At 44.5% G+C, this 20386-nt stretch carries 18 protein-coding genes; 13 read left to right on the top strand and 5 right to left on the bottom strand.

Annotated features, from left to right (window positions below; genetic code table 11):
- Window positions 1-317: 317 nt before the first annotated feature.
- Together iorA and V1225_RS13665 are read left to right on the top strand one after the other, a co-directional pair.
- Window positions 318-2096 (top strand): indolepyruvate ferredoxin oxidoreductase subunit alpha, encoded by a 1779-nt coding sequence (gene iorA / locus V1225_RS13670; protein ID WP_160202821.1) that lies wholly within the window; start codon window positions 318-320, stop codon window positions 2094-2096.
- A 1-nt stretch (window position 2097) separates the two neighbouring features.
- Complete coding sequence (locus V1225_RS13665) at window positions 2098-2676, top strand: indolepyruvate oxidoreductase subunit beta (protein WP_160202820.1); 579 nt, start codon at window positions 2098-2100, stop codon at window positions 2674-2676.
- Window positions 2677-3429: 753 nt separating this feature from the next.
- Here the strand turns inward: V1225_RS13665 and V1225_RS13660 are convergent.
- Both V1225_RS13660 and V1225_RS13655 read right to left on the bottom strand, forming a co-directional pair.
- Window positions 3430-4713: a Na+/H+ antiporter NhaC family protein gene (locus tag V1225_RS13660; protein WP_251613836.1), complete on the bottom strand. Its 1284-nt coding sequence runs from the start codon at window positions 4711-4713 to the stop codon at window positions 3430-3432.
- A gap of 108 nt (window positions 4714-4821) precedes the next feature.
- Window positions 4822-5604: a PHP domain-containing protein gene (locus tag V1225_RS13655; protein WP_160202818.1), complete on the bottom strand. Its 783-nt coding sequence runs from the start codon at window positions 5602-5604 to the stop codon at window positions 4822-4824.
- 183 nt (window positions 5605-5787) lie between these two features.
- On the opposite strand from V1225_RS13655, the gene V1225_RS13650 reads away from it, so the two are divergent.
- Complete coding sequence (locus V1225_RS13650; RefSeq protein WP_161907723.1) at window positions 5788-6345, top strand: biotin transporter BioY; 558 nt, start codon at window positions 5788-5790, stop codon at window positions 6343-6345.
- A 15-nt stretch (window positions 6346-6360) separates the two neighbouring features.
- Here V1225_RS13650 and V1225_RS13645 read toward each other — a convergent pair whose 3' ends face one another.
- Window positions 6361-7230 (bottom strand): LysR family transcriptional regulator, encoded by an 870-nt coding sequence (locus V1225_RS13645; protein ID WP_338546868.1) that lies wholly within the window; start codon window positions 7228-7230, stop codon window positions 6361-6363.
- A 194-nt stretch (window positions 7231-7424) separates the two neighbouring features.
- Here V1225_RS13645 and V1225_RS13640 point away from each other — a divergent pair, with 194 nt between their 5' ends.
- From V1225_RS13640 to V1225_RS13600, 9 genes are all read left to right on the top strand, one after another.
- Entirely contained in the window at window positions 7425-8597 is a 1173-nt protein-coding gene (locus V1225_RS13640; protein ID WP_161907829.1) for a hypothetical protein, read from the top strand.
- A 187-nt stretch (window positions 8598-8784) separates the two neighbouring features.
- The gene (locus V1225_RS13635) at window positions 8785-10581 is read left to right on the top strand and encodes an ABC-F family ATP-binding cassette domain-containing protein (RefSeq protein ID WP_338546866.1); all 1797 of its coding nucleotides are present in this window, start codon (window positions 8785-8787) and stop codon (window positions 10579-10581) included.
- 19 nt (window positions 10582-10600) lie between these two features.
- Complete coding sequence (locus V1225_RS13630; protein ID WP_160202814.1) at window positions 10601-10819, top strand: YdbC family protein; 219 nt, start codon at window positions 10601-10603, stop codon at window positions 10817-10819.
- A 10-nt stretch (window positions 10820-10829) separates the two neighbouring features.
- Window positions 10830-11411, top strand: coding sequence for an NAD(P)H-dependent oxidoreductase (locus V1225_RS13625; RefSeq protein ID WP_160202813.1), 582 nt, complete (start codon window positions 10830-10832; stop codon window positions 11409-11411).
- A 568-nt stretch (window positions 11412-11979) separates the two neighbouring features.
- The gene (locus V1225_RS13620; protein WP_251632307.1) at window positions 11980-12567 is read left to right on the top strand and encodes a 2-oxoacid:acceptor oxidoreductase family protein; all 588 of its coding nucleotides are present in this window, start codon (window positions 11980-11982) and stop codon (window positions 12565-12567) included.
- A 23-nt stretch (window positions 12568-12590) separates the two neighbouring features.
- On the top strand, window positions 12591-12893 hold the full coding sequence (locus tag V1225_RS13615; RefSeq protein WP_160202811.1) for a 4Fe-4S binding protein: 303 nt from the start codon (window positions 12591-12593) through the stop codon (window positions 12891-12893).
- Window positions 12894-14081, top strand: a complete 1188-nt coding sequence (gene porA / locus V1225_RS13610; protein ID WP_338546862.1) for a pyruvate ferredoxin oxidoreductase — start codon at window positions 12894-12896, stop codon at window positions 14079-14081.
- A gap of 2 nt (window positions 14082-14083) precedes the next feature.
- A complete protein-coding gene (locus tag V1225_RS13605) occupies window positions 14084-15016 on the top strand; it encodes a thiamine pyrophosphate-dependent enzyme (protein WP_338546860.1) in 933 nt (310 codons plus the stop codon).
- Window positions 15017-15375: 359 nt separating this feature from the next.
- Window positions 15376-16677 carry an MFS transporter gene (locus tag V1225_RS13600; RefSeq protein WP_160202808.1) on the top strand — a complete coding sequence of 434 codons (1302 nt, stop codon included), beginning with the start codon at window positions 15376-15378 and terminating at the stop codon, window positions 16675-16677.
- Window positions 16678-16741: 64 nt separating this feature from the next.
- Here V1225_RS13600 and V1225_RS13595 read toward each other — a convergent pair whose 3' ends face one another.
- Complete coding sequence (locus V1225_RS13595) at window positions 16742-17215, bottom strand: hypothetical protein (RefSeq protein ID WP_160202807.1); 474 nt, start codon at window positions 17213-17215, stop codon at window positions 16742-16744.
- Window positions 17212-17664 carry a DUF3990 domain-containing protein gene (locus V1225_RS13590; protein ID WP_160202806.1) on the bottom strand — a complete coding sequence of 151 codons (453 nt, stop codon included), beginning with the start codon at window positions 17662-17664 and terminating at the stop codon, window positions 17212-17214. The genes V1225_RS13595 and V1225_RS13590 overlap by 4 nt, the downstream gene beginning before the upstream one ends.
- Window positions 17665-17910: 246 nt before the next feature.
- Between V1225_RS13590 and cas3 the strand changes: the two genes are divergently transcribed.
- Window positions 17911-20370, top strand: coding sequence for a CRISPR-associated helicase Cas3' (gene cas3 / locus V1225_RS13585; protein WP_338546856.1), 2460 nt, complete (start codon window positions 17911-17913; stop codon window positions 20368-20370).
- The last annotated feature ends 16 nt before the right edge of the window (window positions 20371-20386 follow it).

The following is a 20386-nucleotide window of genomic DNA, read 5'->3' as shown; positions in this document are numbered from 1 at the left end:
TTGATAATGCCTTATTTTTACGGGAAAAATATGGTGAAAATGCGGGAAATGTGTAATTATATGCACCTTTATCATTGGAAAAATCGGATTTATGGAAAAAATAGAGCATTCACGGTTTATTGTATACAATAATTACAAATAAATAAAAAATAGATATAAAAATTGTTTACGTATACATAAAGCAGAAAAAATTGAAAAAAATATAGGTTGATTTGGTGAAATCAATTGACAACGGAAATTTCCGGTTCTAAAATGTGGTTAAGAAGTTAATCATGTAAGAGATTACTTGGTAGATAGAAGAAGGAGGATTCACCCTTATGAAAAAATTATTAACAGGCGATGAAGCTATTGCAAGAGGGGCTTATGAGGCTGGCGTAACACACGCATCTGCATATCCTGGAACGCCTAGTACAGAAATTTTGGAAAATGTTGCTAAATATAAGGAGATTTACGCTGAATGGGCACCGAACGAAAAGGTAGCCATGGAATCCGCAGCAGGGGCATCAATGGCTGGGGCAAGAAGCATGGCTTCCATGAAGCACGTAGGTGTAAACGTAGCTGCTGACCCGATGATGACCTTTGCCACCATGAGAGTAAACGGCGGTTCCGTACTGGTAACAGCTGATGAGCCGGGCATGTTCTCCTCTCAGAATGAACAGGACAACAGAAACTTTGCTAAGATGGCAAAGATGCCGATGTTTGAGCCTGCAGACTCTCAGGAATGCCTTGACATGATGAAGGAAGCTTATGAAGTTTCCGAAACCTATGGCGCATTGGTGCTGATGAGAATGGTTACTCGTGTATGTCACTCTAAATCGCTGGTAGAAGTTGGCGAAAGAGTAGAAGTTGCCAACAGACCTTGGGAAAAGGATCTGGCAAGATTCGTCTGCGTGCCTGCTAACGCAAGAGTCAACAGAGTAAACATGGAAGAAAGAACCAAGAAGTTGGAGGCGTACTCCGAACAGTCCAAGTTCAACTTTGCTGAGATGAACGGAACCAAAATCGGTGTTATCGCATCCGGTCCTTCCTATTACTATGCGAAGGAAGTATTCGGAGAAGATGCTTCTTATCTGAAATTAGGCTTCACATTCCCGCTGCCGACAGAGATGATCAAAGAGTTCTGCAGCAAGGTAGAAACGATTTATATCGTAGAAGAAGACGATCCATATATCGAAGAATTTGTACAGCGTCTCGGATTTGCATGCCACGGCAAGGACACATTCCCTGCATACGGTGAAATGACTTCCGACGTGCTGAGAAAAGCGCTTTACGGTGAAGAACTGCCGCAGATTTCTTATGACAAAGAAAAAGTCATCAAGCGTCCGCCGACACTTTGTGCAGGATGTCCGCACAGAGGACTGTTCTATAGACTGGGCAAGAGAAAAGATGTGATGATTACTGGCGACATCGGCTGCTATACTTTGGCATACGGCGCGCCTTATAATGCAATGGACGCTGCGATCTGTATGGGCGCATCTATTTCTATGGGGCACGGCGCGCAGAAAACCTTCAACAGAGAAGGCATTAAGAGAAAGGTTGTTACCGTACTGGGTGACTCTACATTCTTCCATACCGGCGTAAACTCCCTGATGAACACCGTTTACAACAACAGCAATACCATCAACGTAATTCTCGATAACAGAATTACCGGTATGACGGGTCATCAGCAGAATCCGGGTACTGGCTACACCGTAAAAGGTGAAGAAGCTAACATGATCAACATGGAAGCGTTGGTTAAAGCCATCGGTATCAAGCATGTAAAAGTAATCGATCCGAACGACCTGAAAGCAGTTGACGCCGCCTTTGATGAATTTTGGGATCTGGATGAACCATCTGTTATCATCACAAGATGGCCGTGCGTGCTGAAGAAATTCTCTCAGGCTGATCTGGAAGAATTCCCGGGTCTGTTCCAGACAAAGGATGTTGTAGATCCTGACAAGTGTATCGGATGTAAGGCATGTCAGAAGACTGGATGTCCTGCACTGATCTTTGACAAAGATACTAAGAAAGTACATATCAATAGAGCTGACTGTGTAGGCTGCGACGTTTGCGCACAGGTTTGCCCGGTAGATGCCATCGTAAAGGAGGAGAAATAAAATGACAAAGAATATTTTATTATCAGGTGTCGGCGGACAGGGCACCATCACTGCTGCAAAGATGCTGACCTTCGGTCTGATGGAAGCAGGCTACGACGTAAAGATGAGTGAAATTCACGGCATGAGCCAGAGAGGTGGCGACGTGGTTTCTCAGGTTAGATACAGCAAAGAGAAAGTATTCTCTCCTGTCATCGAAAAGGGTACTGCAGATATCATCGTTTCCTTTGAAGAAATGGAAGCGCTGAGAACTCTGGATTATCTGAAACCAGATGGCGCAGTGGTTGTCAATACAGAGAGAATTCCTTCCATGACCGTACTGACCGGCGTAGAAGAATATGCAAACGATGTCATTGAAGAAATTGAAAAGGCAGCAGACCGCGTACATACCATGGACGCATCCAAAATGGCTGCGGACCTGGGCAACGTAAAAGCGGCTAACGTCATTCTTCTAGGCGCCCTTGTAAAATTGATGGGGCTTGACGATATCGACTGGGAAGATATCATCAGAAAGAATGTAAAAGAAAAGTTCATCGATCTGAACCTGAAAGCATTCAAAGTAGGCGCAGACGCTGTAAAATAACTATAAAATTTAAAAGACAGGAATCTCTTGCATGAAAGGGATTCCTGTTTTTCTGTTTTTGGTACTACGGATTTTTTTATTAAGTAGGAAAAATAGGTAGAGAAGCTGATGATTGACAATATGTAAAAAACTATCTAAAAAGTAAGGAAATGAGACAGTTCTTTTGAAGTAAAAGTGATATTGGAGCGAAAAAGAATCCAAGATAAATGCCAGGATGAAGTTTAATCTGATTTAATGATTGGTATGCAGTATTTCATGCTGTGGAGAAACCGGTGCGCCATAATCTCAGGATTTTTTTGTATATATGGCGTTCATCTCCTGGAAAACGCCATATTTTAAGCGTTTTTTTGTATACATGGCGCCAGCCATCCGCCAACCGCCATATTTGGATTCATTTTCTCAAATACTGGCACGAGCCTGCCGCCCGATACTTGCTTTTTTGATATTTTACTGTAGGATACCAAAGTTTTTCCGACTATCTGTCTGCATTTCTTTCTGCAGCCGCCATTTTTTCTTAAAAAGCTTTTGTATCTGGCACTTTCTCAAAGGTCCGCGCCATGTATACAGAAATCAAGCTAAAATATGGCGCGGGGTAAATCATCGGCATATCTTGATTCTCTTTCTGCCAGGTTTGCTCCCGTACATGAACTTGCCGGACTAGCTGCTTGTAGCGGGCGCTGGCCTAAAGCCGAAAAGAAGCTGTCTCATTTTATTTTGAGACAGCTTCTTTCAACCTTATGCAAGAAGGGGTTGTTATTTTTTCTTCGAGACAGCGATGCTGATCAGACCGCATATTGCCATCAGGTAAGGATAGAACAGATACGGAATAATATCAAAGGAGGTTAGTCCTGTCAGTGTTGCAGCAGACAGCAGCTGGGCGCCGTAAGGAATAATCCCCTGAAATACGGAGGCAAACATATCCAGAAGGGAAGCGCTTCGTTCCGGTGAAATGCCGTAGTCGTCGCTGATTTCTTTTGCGATTGGGCCCGCAATTACGATAGCCACGGTGTTGTTGGCGGTCGCTGCGTCAACAACAGAAATCAGAGCAGCAATACCAACTTCCGCGCCTTTATATGTATGAATACGGCTATGGATTTTTTCGAGAATAAAAGCGAATCCTCCGTTTTCTTTGACCAGTGCGCTGATGGCAGCAACCAGCATGGAAATTACAGTGATATCATACATACCGGTGACGCCGCTGCCGATAGAAGTGAATACTTCAGATACGACAAGGGAGCCGGTGAAAAGACCAACGAGAATGGAAAGTACGGTGCCGCTGATTAAAACAACAAACACGTTGATTCCGATTACGGCAGTCACTAATACAAAGATATACGGCATAACCTGCCAGATATTATAATTGAGCTCTGCCTCTAATGTAAAAGAAGCGCCGCGAGTCAGGCAGAACAGTATGACAACGGTGATAATTGCTGCTGGAAGTACAATCAGAAAGTTCTTTCTGAATTTATCTTTCATCTCACAGCCCTGGGTTCTTACCGCTGCGATGGTGGTATCTGAAATCATGGACAGATTGTCGCCGAACATAGCACCGGACACAACTGCACCGATACAGATTGGCAGCGCAAAGCCGGTCTTGTCCGCAATGCCTACAGCGATTGGTGCAAGGGCTGCGATGGTACCCATGGAAGTACCCATGGAAATTGAGATAAAGCAGCCGATGACAAACAGACCGATTACTGCAACGCTTGGCGGCATCAGGGAAAGCCCCAGATTGACGGTACTGTCGACTCCCCCTGCTGCAGATACTGCTCCTGAAAAAGCGCCTGCGGCAAGATATATCAAGCACATTGTGATGATATTATCTTCCCCGATTCCAATAGCAGCAATGTGCAGCTTTTCGGTAAAGGTTTTGCCCTTTGTCTGGACAAATGCTACGATAAGCGCGATTAAGAAGCCTACAACAGCTGGCATGGTATAAAAGTCATTGAGTAGAATTCCGGTTCCTAGAAATAGGATTAGAAATACCAGAATTGGAAGCAGAGCCCAGCCGTTTGCCTTTGGTTTTGATTCGTTCATTTCTTCGTCTCCTTTTTGCGTAAATTAATAATAAAATCCTGAGAAAAAAAGTCGGACCTTTGTGGGGTTCGACTCAGGGACAATTGCTATTTACATTTTATCAAATTATTATTTGCGGTGCAAGGGTAATTTGCGAAGTTTTAGCTGTCTGTAAGGGGAATAAAGCAGACCCAGACTGCGATTGTAGGCGCGGAATCCAAGGGAGGCAGCTATAGAATGTCTTTTTTTGTGCTTCGGGAGCATGATTCGTTCTGTACCTCCGAAAGCAATGATTCCACCGCAGGTAATAGCGGAGATTAAATCATTGTTGCAGGTGATATTCTCATGGAAAGCAGTAAATGCCATGCCAACATAATCTTCTTTGTGAGAGTCTGAACCGCCGATACAGGGTTTGCCATATGCTTTTGCAAGGGCCTGCGCTTTCTGGTTGGCAAGGGGACTTTCACAGGTGTTAAAGCCTTCAATAAAATCAAAGTGGTTGACAAGCTGAGGATTTTTGCGCAGCTTGCGGAGAAGCAGAGCGCTGTTGTAGCGAGTGCCGAAAGGATGAGCAGGTCCTAGAATTCCGCCATACTGATGGACCAGCTTTATCAGTCGCGCAATGGACATGCCGCGGATTTTTAGCACAGGCAGAAAAATGCCATCTGGCATAATCACCAGAATGTGACCGGCGTCCCTGGTATCGTATTCCACTCCGACCAGTACTGTAAAATCGCTGGTTATGCTGTGGCAAAAATTTTTAAAATACCGATAGCCTTTGTATGTATCGTGGTCAGTTATCAGCATACCGGAGAAACCGTGAGATATTAAAAGTTCAATATAGCGTTCGATTGGAATTTTTGCATCGATGGAACCGGCTTTGGTGTGACAGTGCATATCGAATTTTATCATCAAATTCACTTCCTTTCGCGATATAGCCTTTACATATGAAATGGATTTTATACAGGTATTTTATGCAAAAATGCAGTTTGAAATGTGCTGCATCATTGTCACCTTTTATTAAAAAACAAGGTTGACATGAAGAGGCGTAGATGTTATACTCTCTTTAGTTCAAGAAAGAAGGAGTATTTAATTATGACTACAACAAGAAATAAAACCTATGATATGATTTGTGTGGCAATGTTTGCAGTTATTATGGCAGTATGTTCCTGGATATCAATTCCTACTTTGGTTCCTTTTACGATGCAGACCTTTGCGCTGTTTTTAGCCTTTGGTGTGTTAGGGGGCAAGAGGGGCACTCTGGTCGTTGTTATCTATGTTCTGCTGGGAGCTGTTGGTGTTCCAGTCTTTGCAGGATTTTCCAGTGGGCTTGGTGTGCTGATGGGTACTACCGGCGGATATGTGCTGGGATTTTTGCTCAGCGGACTTCTCTATTGGAGTTTAGAGCGGCTGCTCGGTGAGAAAATCTGGGTGCGTGCTCTCTCCATGGTTTTGGGAATGGTTACCTACTACGTATTTGGGACTATTTGGTTTATGGTGGTGTATACCCAAAACACGGGAGCTATCGGTCTCAGCGCAGTGTTGGGCTGGTGTGTATTCCCATTTTTGCTGCCGGACAGCATAAAAATGGTGTTGGCACTTATACTTAGTGACAGGCTGAAAAAAATCATGAAGAAAAGTGGATGGGAGTAAGCTCATCTGTGCGGGCTACTTCCGATAATCCAGATATTCCAGAAAACGCTTTACCGCAAGGGAAGCGTTTTTTTTGCTGCGCAAAATCAGTGCAAGGTCACGGTAGGCGGGTTCTTCTAAAGGCTTTGTGATGATGTTGTAGGGGGAACGCTTTAAAATCAGGCTGGGCAGAATGCTGATTCCCAGACCGCTTTCCACCATTGCCATGATGGCGTAGTCATCGAAAGTAGAACAGCGAATCTTGGGCGTTAACTGATGATAGCGAAAAATCTGTTCAGCGTCCACGCGCTTTCCTGTTTTTGGAAGAATAAAGGGATCGTCGCACAGCGCCTTTAGAGGGAATTTTTTGCAGTGTTCAAGGGGGTGACCTTTGGGAAGTGCCACCAGCAGTTCGTCCATTTCAAGATGAATGGTTTCCAGTGAGGATCGGATGGGGAGAGGCAGAAAGCCGCAATCCGCTTTGCCGCTGACGACCCAAGCTTCGATTTCTTCGTAGTCACCCATGAGCAGTTCATAGTCAATGCCGGGATAGTCCGCTTGAAAATGTTTGATGATGTTAGGAATCCAGTGAGTAGCAATACTGGAGAAGGTAGCAATTCGGATTAGTCCTGTGTGAAGACCGGAAAGCTCGTCTACCTGTTCTGTAAGGGCATCGTATTCTCTGCATAAAGACTGAATAAACGGAAGCAGCTTTTTGCCCTGAGAGGTCAAGAAGACGCCAGCTTTACCGCGCTCTAGAAGCGTTAGATTCCATTCTTTTTCTATGTCGGAAATCATGCGGCTGATTCCTGACTGGGAATAGTTCAAAAGTTCAGCGGCTTTGGTAAAGCTGCCATATTCCACAGTCTTGAGAAAGGCTTGGTATTTCTGTAAATTGGATTCCATCGTTTTCACTCCTATATATCTGATTTTATAATGTAAAACATGAAAAAAATTCGCTTTTGTGATTTATACTTTTATGATACAGTATGAGAGAGAAAAATACAAGACAGATAAAAAAGAAAGTGAAAAGAAGGAAGGAATTTGTAATGCAGGAGAATTTATCTGTGCAGAGAGAACCGCAGCTGACAAAACCACAGATGAAAATTGTGGAAAATAGAAAGCCCCGGGTGAAAAATGCGTTTAGTCTGGAAACATTAGTATTTTTAGGAATCTTTGGCGTGATATTTGGGTACCTTGGAATTACCATGGGAACTGTCAATATGATGAATACGCTGATGAATACAGCCTATGACCTCTTACTGAACACGGTATTTTATATTATGGCAATCGCCGTACTTGCTGGTGCGGCTGCTGGATTATTAACGGAATTCGGCGTTGTAGCAGCGATTAATAAAATTTTGTCACCTTTAATGAAGCCTCTTTACGGGCTTCCAGGCGCAAGCATAGTAGGCGTAGTTACTACTTATTTGTCCGATAATCCAGCAATTTTATCTCTGGCAGAGGACGATAATTTCAGAAGATATTTCAAAAAATATCAGCTTCCGGCATTGACTAACATTGGGACGGCCTTTGGTATGGGCATGATTATTACTACCTTTATGATTGGGATTAAGGCACCGGCAGGCGAAAGCTTTGTGGTGGCGGCTCTGATTGGTAATCTGGGTGCAGTCATTGGCAGTATTGTCAGTGCAAGATTAATGCTTCGCCATACAAAGAAAATTTACGGAACAGAAGCGGAAGTCGATGTGAAATCCGGTTGTGGTCAGATTTCCCTTGACGAAAGAATGATTCGTGAGGGCAGCCTGGGTGAACGTTTCATGGGTGCTATGCTGGAAGGCGGAAAAAATGGCGTATCTATGGGATTTGCCATTATTCCTGGCGTGCTTATCATCTGTACTATCGTGATGATGCTGACTGGCGGACCTTCTGCTGATGGAACTTTTACTGGTGCAGCTTATGAAGGCGTTGGATTTTTGCCGTGGCTTGCGGAAAAAGTAGAATTTATTCTGACCCCATTGTTTGGCTTTACTGCGGCAGAAGGGATTTCTGTGCCAATTACGGCGCTGGGCGCTGCGGGTGCTGCCATTGGACTGGTGCCGAATTTAGTAGCAGATGGTCTGGCTTCTGGTAATGATATCGCAGTTTTTACAGCGATGTGCATGTGTTGGAGTGGTTATCTGAGTACGCACGTTGCGATGATGGATTCTTTGAGATTCAGAGAATTGACAGGAAAGGCAATTCTCTGCCATACAATCGGCGGTCTGATTGCTGGTGTCAGCGCACACTTATTATATATGCTTATTGGATAAAGCTTTCTTAAATTATATCGTAAAATGCGGATGCTGCATGATTAGGCATCCGTATTTTATTTCACTAATTCTGACTGGGTGTAGCGGAAGGCGCGCCATAATTGACGTCCGCAAAGGAACGGAAAAGATAGAAAAGAAGTGATAACAAGAGTTGATTTTCATATAGGGAAGCGTATATAATAGAACCATGATTTTACTAAATGCAGAACATATTAAAAAGAGTTATACAGAAAAGCCGCTGCTGATGGATGTGAACCTTTCCATCGATCAGGAGGATAAAATTGGACTAATCGGCGTCAACGGAAGCGGAAAATCTACTTTGCTGAAGATTCTTGCGGGTGCAGTCGATGAGGAAGGCGGCACCATCACAAAATCCAGAGAGCTTCGCAGCGCATATCTGGCGCAGAATCCGCCCTACGACCCAGGGCTGTCTGTGATGGAACAGGCATCGCGGTATCTTTTGGAAACTGGCAGTCAAGTTGAGCAGTATCAGTACCAGTCCATGCTGACAAAGCTTGGCATTACCGACTTTGAACAGAAGATGGGGCAGCTTTCCGGCGGACAGAGGAAACGGGTTGCCATGGCAGCAGTTTTGACGGCGGAAAGCAATTTGTTAATCCTGGATGAGCCGACCAACCATATGGACAGCGATGTCATTATTTGGCTGGAAGAATATTTGCTTCGCTACAAAGGTGCGATATTCATGATTACCCATGATAGGTATTTTTTGGATCGAGTGGCTAACCGAATTGTGGAAATCGACGGCGGAAAGCTTTACAGCTATGATGGCAATTACGATTACTATTTGGAGACCCAGGCTGCCAGAAAGGAGATGGAACTGGCATCGGAGAGAAAGCGGCAGGCCATTTATCGCAAGGAACTTGCTTGGATTCGTAGAGGTGCTAAGGCGCGTACTACAAAGGCAAAGGGCAGAATTGAGAGGTTCCATCAGCTGGAAGAAAGTAAATTGGTAATAGACGATGCCGCGCTGGAAATGACTGCCGCATCCAGCAGACTGGGCAAGAAGATTATCGAGATTGAACATCTCAGCAAAGCCTACGGCGATCTGCGGCTGATTGATGATTTTAGCTATATCCTTTTACGAAATGACAGAGTCGGTATCATCGGACCTAACGGCTGTGGAAAGTCGACCCTTCTCGGTATGCTTATGGGGCAAATCGCCAGTGATAGTGGTAAAGTGGAAAAAGGTGATACCGTAAAAATTGGCTATTTCTCGCAAGAAAATCAGGCTCTCGATGAGGATGCCAGAGTGATTCGTTATATTTCTGATATTGCAGGCACTGTGCAGACCAGCGAAGGGAGTTTCTCAGCCTCCCAAATGCTGGAGCGCTTTCTGTTTCCGCCCCATATGCACTCTGTCAAAATCGGACATCTTTCCGGTGGTGAGAAGCGAAGACTGTACCTGCTCAGTATTTTGATGACAGCACCAAATGTACTGATTTTGGACGAACCGACCAATGACCTGGATATCGAAACCCTGACGGTGTTGGAGGACTATTTGGACGATTTTAATGGTGCGGTCATCGCCGTATCCCATGACCGATATTTTCTGGATAGAGTGACCCGAAAGACCTTTGCATTTTTGCCGGGTGGTGAGATACGCCAGTACAATGGAGGGTTTACAGACTATGAGGCAAAGCACAGTTTAGAGCTTTTGGAACAGCAGACAATAGCAAAACAGGAAAAGGCACCAGAGCCTAAGCGGCGAGAAACAAAGCCGCAGAAACCCCGTTTCACATATAATGAACAGAAAGAGTTTGAGACGATTGATGCGGATATTGAGGCGCTGGAAAGCCGGCTGGCAGAAGCGGAAGCAGAGATGAGCCGACATGCCACGGATTTTTCAAAGCTGGCAGAGCTGCAGATGGAGAAGGAAGAACTTGAAACACAGCTGCTTGAAAAGATAGAACGGTGGACGTATCTGAACGAGTTAGCAGAGGAAATTGCCAATTACAAGAAATAAGAAGAGTGAGGAGAGAGTTATGGCAGATATTAAATATGAAATCATAGAGGAAATCGGCGTGTTATCAGAAGGTGCAAGAGGTTGGCGCAAGGAGCTGAATTTGGTCAGCTGGAACGGTGCTGCACCGAAGTATGATCTGCGAGACTGGGCGCCTGCGCATGAGAAAATGGGAAAAGGCGTTACCTTAACAAAAGATGAGGCAAAAGCGCTGGCAGCCTTGCTTGGCGAGATACAGTAGGAGGCGAGAAATGGAAAAACTGTTATTCATAGACGCATGTGTCAGGGATGAAAGGTCCAGAACTAAGATTTTGTGCGACGTTTATCTGGAAGAATTTCTGAAAAAAAATCCGGAGACTGAGGTTGAAACGGTAGTCCTCAGAAACGGCAGCGTGCAGCCTCACACTATGGAGAAATTGGATATTCGGGACGACCTGGTTCGCAAAAAAGACTTCACGCATCAGATGTTCAGCCTGGCGAAGCAGTTTAAGGAAGCGGACTATATCGTAATCGGCACACCTTATTGGGATTTGTCCTTCGCAGCAATTCTTAAAGTCTACATCGAAAATATTATGGTAGCAGACTTGACCTTTAAAGCTACTAATACAGGATTTATCGGACTGTGCAATGGAAAAAAGCTGACATATATTACGACAGCGGGCGGCTTCATTGGAGAAAAAAATTATGGTTACGATTATATGTGTGGAGCAGCCGATATGCTTGGCATTCCTGAAACAGAATGCATCAAAGCAGAAGCGCTGGATATCGAAGGATTTGATGCAGAGAAGATTGTGGCGAAAGCCGTCGAGGAAATTCGCTGCAAATTCAAATAGACTAGGTATGCTTGGGAAATACAAACAAAGAAAAGAAAAAATGTTTGTAGAATATAAACAAAAACTGTTGACATTCTGCTGGCAAAAAGGTAGAATAGTCATGAATTAAATTTCATATGAACCAAAGACTTTGACGGAGACAGTAGATTTACGCCAAAAAGGTAAGAGCGAGCCGGGGATGGTGAAAGCCCGGTACTGAATGTAGGCATAGATTGAATATCACTCCTGAGTTGCAGGGCTGAAAGACTAACCTGTGTTAATAAATGCGGCGGTTGAGTAAGTGCTGACGGGCCTTCCCCGTAATCGGAAGAACATATGATGGTATGTTGTAGCAGGTGGTTAAGCGAAGATTTTATATCTCCGTCCTGATACAGGACGGAGTTTTTTTATGACATAGGAGAAATATTGGGTCTTCGATATTTCCGTATGTTTCAAGAAAAGCACCTTGCGAAGCGTCGCCTCATAGCGAGCGACATTGACAAATTTCGCGAAATAGGACATTTTTGTCAACAGGCTGCAGCAAAGCAAGTGATCTGGAACAGATCTTTAATTAATAGGAGGAAAACGAATGCAAAAGAATAACGATACGGTAGAGATCAGATGGCACGGCAGAGGCGGTCAGGGCGCCAAAACAGCATGTTTGCTATTAGCCGATGTAGCGTTTAGCTCCGGAAAACAAGTACAGGGATTTCCTGAATACGGTCCGGAGAGAATGGGCGCGCCAATTACGGCTTATAATCGGATTTCTGATCATGAGAATAAAGTTCACTCTAATATTTATAACCCTAATTATGTGGTTGTGGTAGATGAAACCCTGCTGCATACTGTAGATGTGACAGCGGGACTTTCTGAAGATGGCGCGATTATCATTAACAGCAGCAAGGAGCCTTCAGAACTGAGACCGCTGCTACGCGGCTATCGGGGAAAGGTGTGCACAGTAGATGCAGAGAAAATTTCTGTTGCTACACTGGGAAAGAACTTTCCAAATACACCGATGCTTGCTGCTGTAGTAAAGGTCAGCAATGTCGTTGACAATGAGAAATTTCTGCAGGATATGGAAACTTCCTTCAGCCATAAATTTGCGAACAAGCCCGGCGTGATTGCAGGCAATATGGAAGCGCTGAAGATGTCCATGAACGAAGTAAAAGTAGGTTAAGTTAAAAGGTAGGTTAAGTCGAGATGAAATTAGCAAAGAATATCAACGAGCAAAGTGCGTGGCAGGAGCTGACCACAGGGGCAGAGATCTATGAACCGGGCACTTCCAGATTAGTAAATACCGGAGAATGGAGAGTATTAACCCCTTTCTTCGATGCAGAAAAATGTAAGCACTGTATGCTGTGCGTGCCGTTTTGTCCAGATGTTTCGATACCGGTGAAAGACGGAAGAAGAGAGGATACAGACCTTTATCACTGCAAAGGCTGCGGCGTCTGTGCAAAAGTATGTCCCTTTGGGGCAATCACTATGGGAAAGGAGGAAAAGTAAATGGCAGTAAAAGACAGAATGAGCGGCAACGAAGCAGTTGCAGTGGCGATGAGACAGATTAACCCCGATGTGATGGGGGCGTTTCCGATTACACCATCTACAGAAATTCCACAGTATTTTTCCAAGTATATCGCTGACGGTCTGGTAGACACAGAGTTTGTAGCAGTAGAATCTGAACATTCCGCAATGTCCACCTGTATCGGAGCTTCCGCAGCAGGTGCAAGAGCAATTACGGCAACCTCTTCCGCAGGTCTTGCCTTGATGTGGGAACTGCTTTATGTAGCGTCTTCCTCCAGACTGCCGATTGCCATGGCAGTGGTAAACCGTGCGCTGACCGGTCCTATTAATATCAATAACGACCACTCCGACTCCATGGGCTGCAGAGATGCAGGCTGGATTCAGATTTATGCAGAAAATAATCAGGAAGTTTACGATAACTATATTCAGGCAATGCCGATTGCAGAAAGCTGCCGCCTGCCGATTATGATCTGTCAGGACGGCTTTATTACGAGCCATGCTGTTGAAAATATCGAGCTTCTCGATGATGCAGATGTAAAAGCTTTCGTTGGAGAATACGAACCGGAAAACTATCTTTTAAAGGCTGAAAATCCTCTTGCGGTAGGTCCTTATGGCGTTTCTCCATACTATATGGAAATTAAAAAAGCGCAGGCTGAAGCCATGAAAGACGCCAAGACAAGAATCTTGGAAGTTGCAAAGGAATACGAGAAAGTTTCCGGCAGAAAATACGGGTTCTTTGAAGAGTACTATATGGATGACGCAGAAGCGGCGGTAGTAGTAATCGGCTCCTCCGCAGGAACTGGAAAAGCTGCGGTGGACATGCTTCGTGCAGAAGGCAAAAAGGTTGGTCTCATTAAGCTGAGAGTGTTCAGACCATTTCCGATGGAGGAGCTGGCGGCAGCCCTTTCCAAAGTAAAAGCTGTAGCGGTAATGGACAAGAGCGAAGGTTTCTCTGCTTGCGGCGGTCCTATTTTTGCAGAGACGCGAAGTGCTTTATACGATCTTGCAAAAAGACCGATGGCAGTCAATTACGTATATGGTCTTGGTGGCAGAGATGTAACCATTTCCACTTACGAAGAAATTTACGACGCCCTCTTTAAAATGATAGAAACAGGTCAGGTCGGCCAGGTTTACAGACATATCGGCGTTAGAGATTTGGAGGATAGATAGACATGGCTTACAGTTTAAAGACAGAATTAGAAAAGAAAAATAGATTTGTACCAGGACACAGACTCTGTGCTGGCTGCGGTGCGGGCGTTGCCGTAAACGGCGTGCTTCGTGCCCTTGACGAAGGAGATAAAGCAGTAGTATCCAATGCGACAAGCTGTTTGGAAGTTTCCACTTTTATGTATCCATATACAGCTTATGAGGACAGCTATATTCACAGTGCTTTTGAAAATGCAGCAGCCATGACCGGCGGCGTAGAGACGGCTTATCATGTGCTGAAGAAGAGAGGTAAAATTAAGGACAACTATAAGTTTATCTGCTTTGGCGGAGACGGCGGTACTTATGATATCGGTTTTCAGTCTCTATCGGGGGCGATGGAACGTGGACACGATATGGTCTATGTATGCTATGACAACGAAGCGTATATGAATACGGGGATTCAGCGTTCATCTGCAACACCTCGTTTTACAGATGCGACGACTACACCGGTAGGAAGCAAGTCCTATGGAAAAGTACAGAACAAGAAGAATTTGACAGAAATCATCGCTGCGCACAACGTGCCTTATGCAGCGCAGACTACTTTCCTTGGAGATTTTAGAGACCTGCATAACAAAGCACACAAGGCGATTTACACTGAAGGACCGTGTTTCCTCAACATACTTTCTCCTTGTCCCAGAGGCTGGAGATACGAGATGGAAGATCTTGCGGAAATCTGTAAACTGGCTGTGGATACTTGCGTTTGGCCGCTTTATGAGATTGAGCAGGGCGTATGGAAGCTGACTTATGAGCCTGCAAAGAAACTGCCGGTGGAACGTTTCCTCGAAAAGCAGGGCAGATTTAAGCACATGTTTGCAAAGGGCAATGAGTGGATGATTGAAGATGCGCAGAATTATGTGGACGAACAGTGGGAAAAACTGAAAGAAAAATGCCAGCGATAAAATCGTTTTAAAAATGACCAGCTCCTATCACGCTGATAGGAGCTGGTCATTTTATATATAAGAAAACCACGCGTTGGATGCGTGGCGGGTGTTTATTTAGGGGCTGTGCTGTGAGTTTTTTACCTTTTTCAAAACATGTGTTAGGAACGAAAATTTTCTTTGGTGCAGTTTTCAAGGATAAGATTATATGATATACTTTTACTTAGAATTTTGCATGAAGGGAGTGAAAATGATGAAACTGGCTATTGCAGCAGCTCCATGCAAGGCTTAAGGGTGAACTTGTATGGAGTGAACGGAGATTCGCCCAAGGGCTTTGCAGTCTATTTGGAAATTATCTAAATAAAAAGGAGCAAAGTCTTATGAACAATTTAAAAATGATATGTAAGGAACTTCACAGTTTCCTAATTTTGTGGTCTACTCAGTCCTTGTCGCTGCTGGGCAGTTCGATGACCAGTTTTGCGCTGATTTTGTGGACATATGAGGAGAAGGGATCTGCTTTGACGACGGCGCTTTTGGCAGTATGCTCGTATGCGCCTTATGTTGCGATGAGCATTTTTGCAGGCGCCCTCAGCGATAAGTGGAACAAAAAGCTGACATTGCTGGTAAGCGACAGCTTTGCAGCGGTCTGCACATTCGTGGTGCTTGTGCTTTTAAAAACGGGGCAGCTGGAAATCTGGCACCTTTATGCGCTAAACGCATTGAACGGTCTCATGGGGACGGTGCAGCAGCCGGCAGTAGATGTGACGGTGACTTTGATTGTGCCGAAGAAGCATTACCAACGGGTGTCAGGCTTGCGGTCGCTGTCCAGCTCTGTGGTAAATATTTTGACTCCAATAGCAGCAACGACACTATACGCAGTGTTTGGTCTATCCGCGGTGGTTTACTTTGACCTGGCAACTTTTCTATGCGCCTTTGTAACGCTGTGCCTATGGATAAAAATTCCTGAGGGCAAGTGTGCAGGAGAAGGCAAGGAGCCTCTGGTACAGTCTGCAAAGGCAGGACTTTCCTATTTGTGGAGCAATAGAGGGATTCTCGACCTAATGTTGTTTCTGGCGGCAATTAATCTGACGGCATCTATGTACAATGCAGCTTTTCCGGCAATGCTGCTGTCAAGAGCAGGCGGAGGAGAAACCGCTCTTGCGGCAGTCAATACGGCAACGGGGCTTGCTATGTTGGCAGGCAGTATTGCAGCTTCGCTGCTGCCGGAGCCGAAAAGCCGAATCCGTGTTATCTGTAATACGCTTCTATTAGCTATGAGTACGGAGAATTTTATCTTAGCCTTAGGTACTTCGATACCGGTGTGGTGTATCGGCGGAGTGCTGGGATGGATCTGGATTCCGATTATGAACGCCAATATGGATGTAGTTATGCGCAGCCATATCCCTGTTGAAATGCAGGGCAGAGTGTATGCGGCAAGAAATACGCTGCAGTTTTTCACCATTCCTATCGGTTATCTTTTAGGTGGTCTGCTGGTTGACAGGGTCTTTGAGCCGTTTATGGCAGTACAGTCTTCTGCCGGTACTGCCAGCCTGTGGTGCAGTCTGTTCGGCAGTGGAAAAGGCGCTGGTGCAGCGCTATTCTTCTTCGTGATTGGCATTTTGGGTGTGGTTACCTGTTTGATGTTTCGCAGGGATAAGCACATATGGAAACTGGAGGAGTGATAGGTTATATATAAAAAAGCAGGGTCGCTGAGCGGCCCTGTTTTAATGTGCGTTTGAAATTGAGTTAGAATCCACCGTTTGCATACGCGCGGGCGATAAAGTAGGAAGGCTCGTAATAGGCGCCGGTTGTGTAGTCGTCCAGTATATCACATATGGGCGCGTTATAGATGCGAAGCAGGGCGTCTATATAGGTTTCATCATTGGTGATCGTGTCGACGATAAGCCGCTGATAAACTTTTCCCATTTGCGTAGCTGTGGGCAGGTTTTCTGGCGCCAGGTCAGTGTTTATTTCCATAATGTCAAAATCCCCTTGGGTCAAATCATAATTTGCAATCCAGTCGTCTTCCACCTGTAATGGATTTTCACAATGCAGGACTGCGGCGCTTTGGATGAGGTGCAGCCACTGGTCTTTGCTGATAGTATTTACGATGTAACTGTTATGCCTGTGAAGCCGTCTGCTGATCCGTTCAATCATATAGCAGAGAAAATAAAGGTCATTTTCTGTTACTGGTTCATCTAAAAAATAAATCTTTTTCATAAAGAAACACTCCTGTTGAATTTTAGAGTAGGAAGAGATTTTTCTGTACAAAAGACAATCTGGTGTGTTGGATATTTGAATTTTGCAAGTGCCCAAAAGGCCTCTCTGGAAATGATACCGCGTGTAAAATCTTCTACATAATCCCAAATGGTGTCATCTGCCATAGGACCTTCTACTATATCGAAGTCATGTTCAATTCCGCGTCTGCAATTGACTACAAAATCAAGCCATGCTTCTGTTAATGCAGGAAAATGCAGCATGTGTAAATTTTTATCTTCTTCATAATCATATACATTGATGATATGCGTTGGCTGTTTTGTGAGCGCCCATCTTGCGGCTTGTTTTTCTAATTCAGTACAGTAGAATCCATAGCCGAAATCTTTGAAGTGTCCATGTATCAGGATACGAGGTGTTTCTACAATTGTATTACTTCCGTGGTATAAAAGCATGTTTGTTTACTCCTATTTTGGGGTTTTGGTAAAGAGTTTGATTCGATAAGAAAACCGAAACAAACTCTTTTTATTATCCATTTTAACATTTCAATCCACTGGAATTTCCAGACACGAAAATTCTAACATAGCCAAAATAGAAAATCAAGTTGCAAAATGATTTTCCATTTTAACGAAAATATGATTGCATATATTTACGTTAGAGAGTATAATAGAGAAAAAATAAAGCAACAAGGAGGTGAAAAAATGGCTAGAAAAAAAGATGTCCATTTAGCACATCTGGTGGAAAGAGATGGGAATTCTAGAGAGCAGTCTGTGCGCGAACATGCGCGCCAGACTGCTGCATATGCAGGGGAATGTCTGAAACATGCAGGGCTTGCCAACACAGGATTTCTTGCAGGATTATTACACGATATGGGAAAGTGTAGAGCAGCCTTTACAACGTATCTTGAAGAATCTGTAGCAGAGCAACATCCTGCCAAAATCAATCATACCTTTGCAGCGGTAAAGTTTATTATGGAAAAAGCAGAGCACTTAGAGAAAAAAGATACCCTTAGTACACTTGCCTGTGAAATACTGGCATCAGCAGTGGGGATGCATCATGGACTGTGGGATATTTACAAGCCGTTAGATCCTAGTGCCAAGGACGGACTGTCGCATCGGGTTGAAACGCCGGAAGAAGAAATAGGCTATTCGGAAGTGGTGCACAATTTTTTTCAAGAAGTTGCAGATGAGCAGGAAGTTGACGCCCTGTTTCTGAAATCAATAGAGGAATTAAGGCATGTGGTGCAGAAGATTTTGCAGATTAAGGATTTTCAGAGCGAAGGAAAGAAACTTTGCTGCGGATATCTCACCAGACTGATTTCCTCTGCGGTAATAGAAGGCGATCGCAGAGATACGGCGGAATTCAATGATGAGAAGAACGATGAGAAAACCAAAGAAAAGAATGGAGCACGATACCAGGGCAGCAAGGATTTCTGGCAGGAGCAGCTTACTGTTATGGAAGAAAAGATGCGGACAGAATTTAAGTATACGACAGCTATTTCCAAGGTGAGAGGTCAAATCTCGGAGCAGTGTAAAGCCTTTGCGAAACGGGAAGGTGGTATCTATAGATTGACTGTTGATACGGGAGGCGGCAAGACTTTATCGTCCTTGCGTTATAGCCTTGCCCATGCCATGGAATACGAAAAAGACAGGATTATATTCATCATTCCACTTCTCAGCGTGCTGGATCAGAACAGCCAGGATATTAAGGATTATTTGAAAGATCCTAATGCGGTGCTGGAACATCATTCTAATGTGGTGAATACGGAGGAAGATGAGGAAGCTTGCAGTCAACGCGAGCTTCTGACGGAAAGCTGGGACGCGCCGGTTATAGTCAGCACGATGGTACAGCTTCTGCATGTTTTATTTTCGGAGAAAACCAGCGCGATCAGGCGTATGCAATCCTTGTGCAACAGTGTCATTGTGATTGACGAGATACAGATGCTTCCGCTGAAATTTATGCAGCTTTTTGCCGCACAGCTGGAATTTCTGGCTGCATGCTGCGGTACCACCATTGTACTTTGCTCTGCAACGCAGCCGGCATTTGATCGATTAAATTGGCCGGTGCATTTTGGCGAAAAAGCAGAGATGGTGCGTCTGGATCAAGAAACGAACAAAGTGTTTAAACGGGTAAACATTGTGGATCGGACAACTCCGGAGGGGATGTCTTTGGAAGAACTAGCGGATTTTGCGCAGGAGCAGATACTGCAAAAGGATTCGTTGCTTGTCATATGCAATACAAAGAATACGGCGAAAGAACTTTATCGTAAACTGGAACAGTGCAAAGAAAACGACTGGGAACTGTATTACCTTTCGACAGCGTTATGTGGAAAACATAGAGAACAGGTGCTTGCTGCCATTGGGAAAACGCCGGGACTCCGTGAAGACCGAAAAGTGATCTGTATTTCAACGCAGATGGTGGAATGCGGGATCGATTTTTCGTTCCAGTGTGTCATCCGGGTTCTTGCCGGGATTGAGAATATTGTGCAGGCAGCAGGTCGGTGTAACCGAGGCAACGAGTGGAACCACATCTGTGATATGTTTATCGTGAATTTGCAGGAAGAAAGCTTGCGATTTCTGCGGGAGATTAAAGAGGTACAGGACTGCTGCAGACAGATTCTGAATCTGCAAAGAGGTAAAGTTGATTTGTTGTCCAAAGATACAATCTCTGCATATTATAAAGCTCTTATGGAGTCTACATATTTTAAAAAGCAAATTACCTACCCTGTAAAGACATCCGACCTCGATTTTTCGATATTGGAGTTGCTCAGTGTGAATCGGTGCAATGAAGATCGGAAACGCATTTTACGGCAGGCTTTTTTAACAGCAGGCAAGAACTGTGAGGTATTTGATACAAAAAAGACAGATGTGATTGTGGAATTTGACGATGATGCGAAAAAAGCGATTGACAATCTGACGTCAAAACACGGCTTCAGCAATGGCGTAATCAGAGACTTATCTTTTGTAAAACAACAACTGGCGGAGCTGCGCCCCTATACAGTCAGTCTGTTTGATTGGGAACTTGCCAAATTACGAGAAGATCAAAAGATTGACGAAAATCGGGTTCCCGGTGTTATCTTCCTTGACTCAGCAGCCTACGACAGTAGGGAAGGCGTCAGGATCGATCAATATGAAAAAAAGGGAGACTTTTTAAACGCTTAAAGAATGGAGGGATTAC

Origin of the sequence: Emergencia sp. JLR.KK010, assembly GCF_037018265.1 — a bacterium.
Classification (GTDB): Bacteria; Bacillota; Clostridia; order Peptostreptococcales; family Anaerovoracaceae; genus Senimuribacter; species Senimuribacter intestinalis.
The sequence above is the reverse complement of the archived record's forward strand: the minus strand, read 5'-3'. Positions and strand labels throughout refer to the sequence as shown.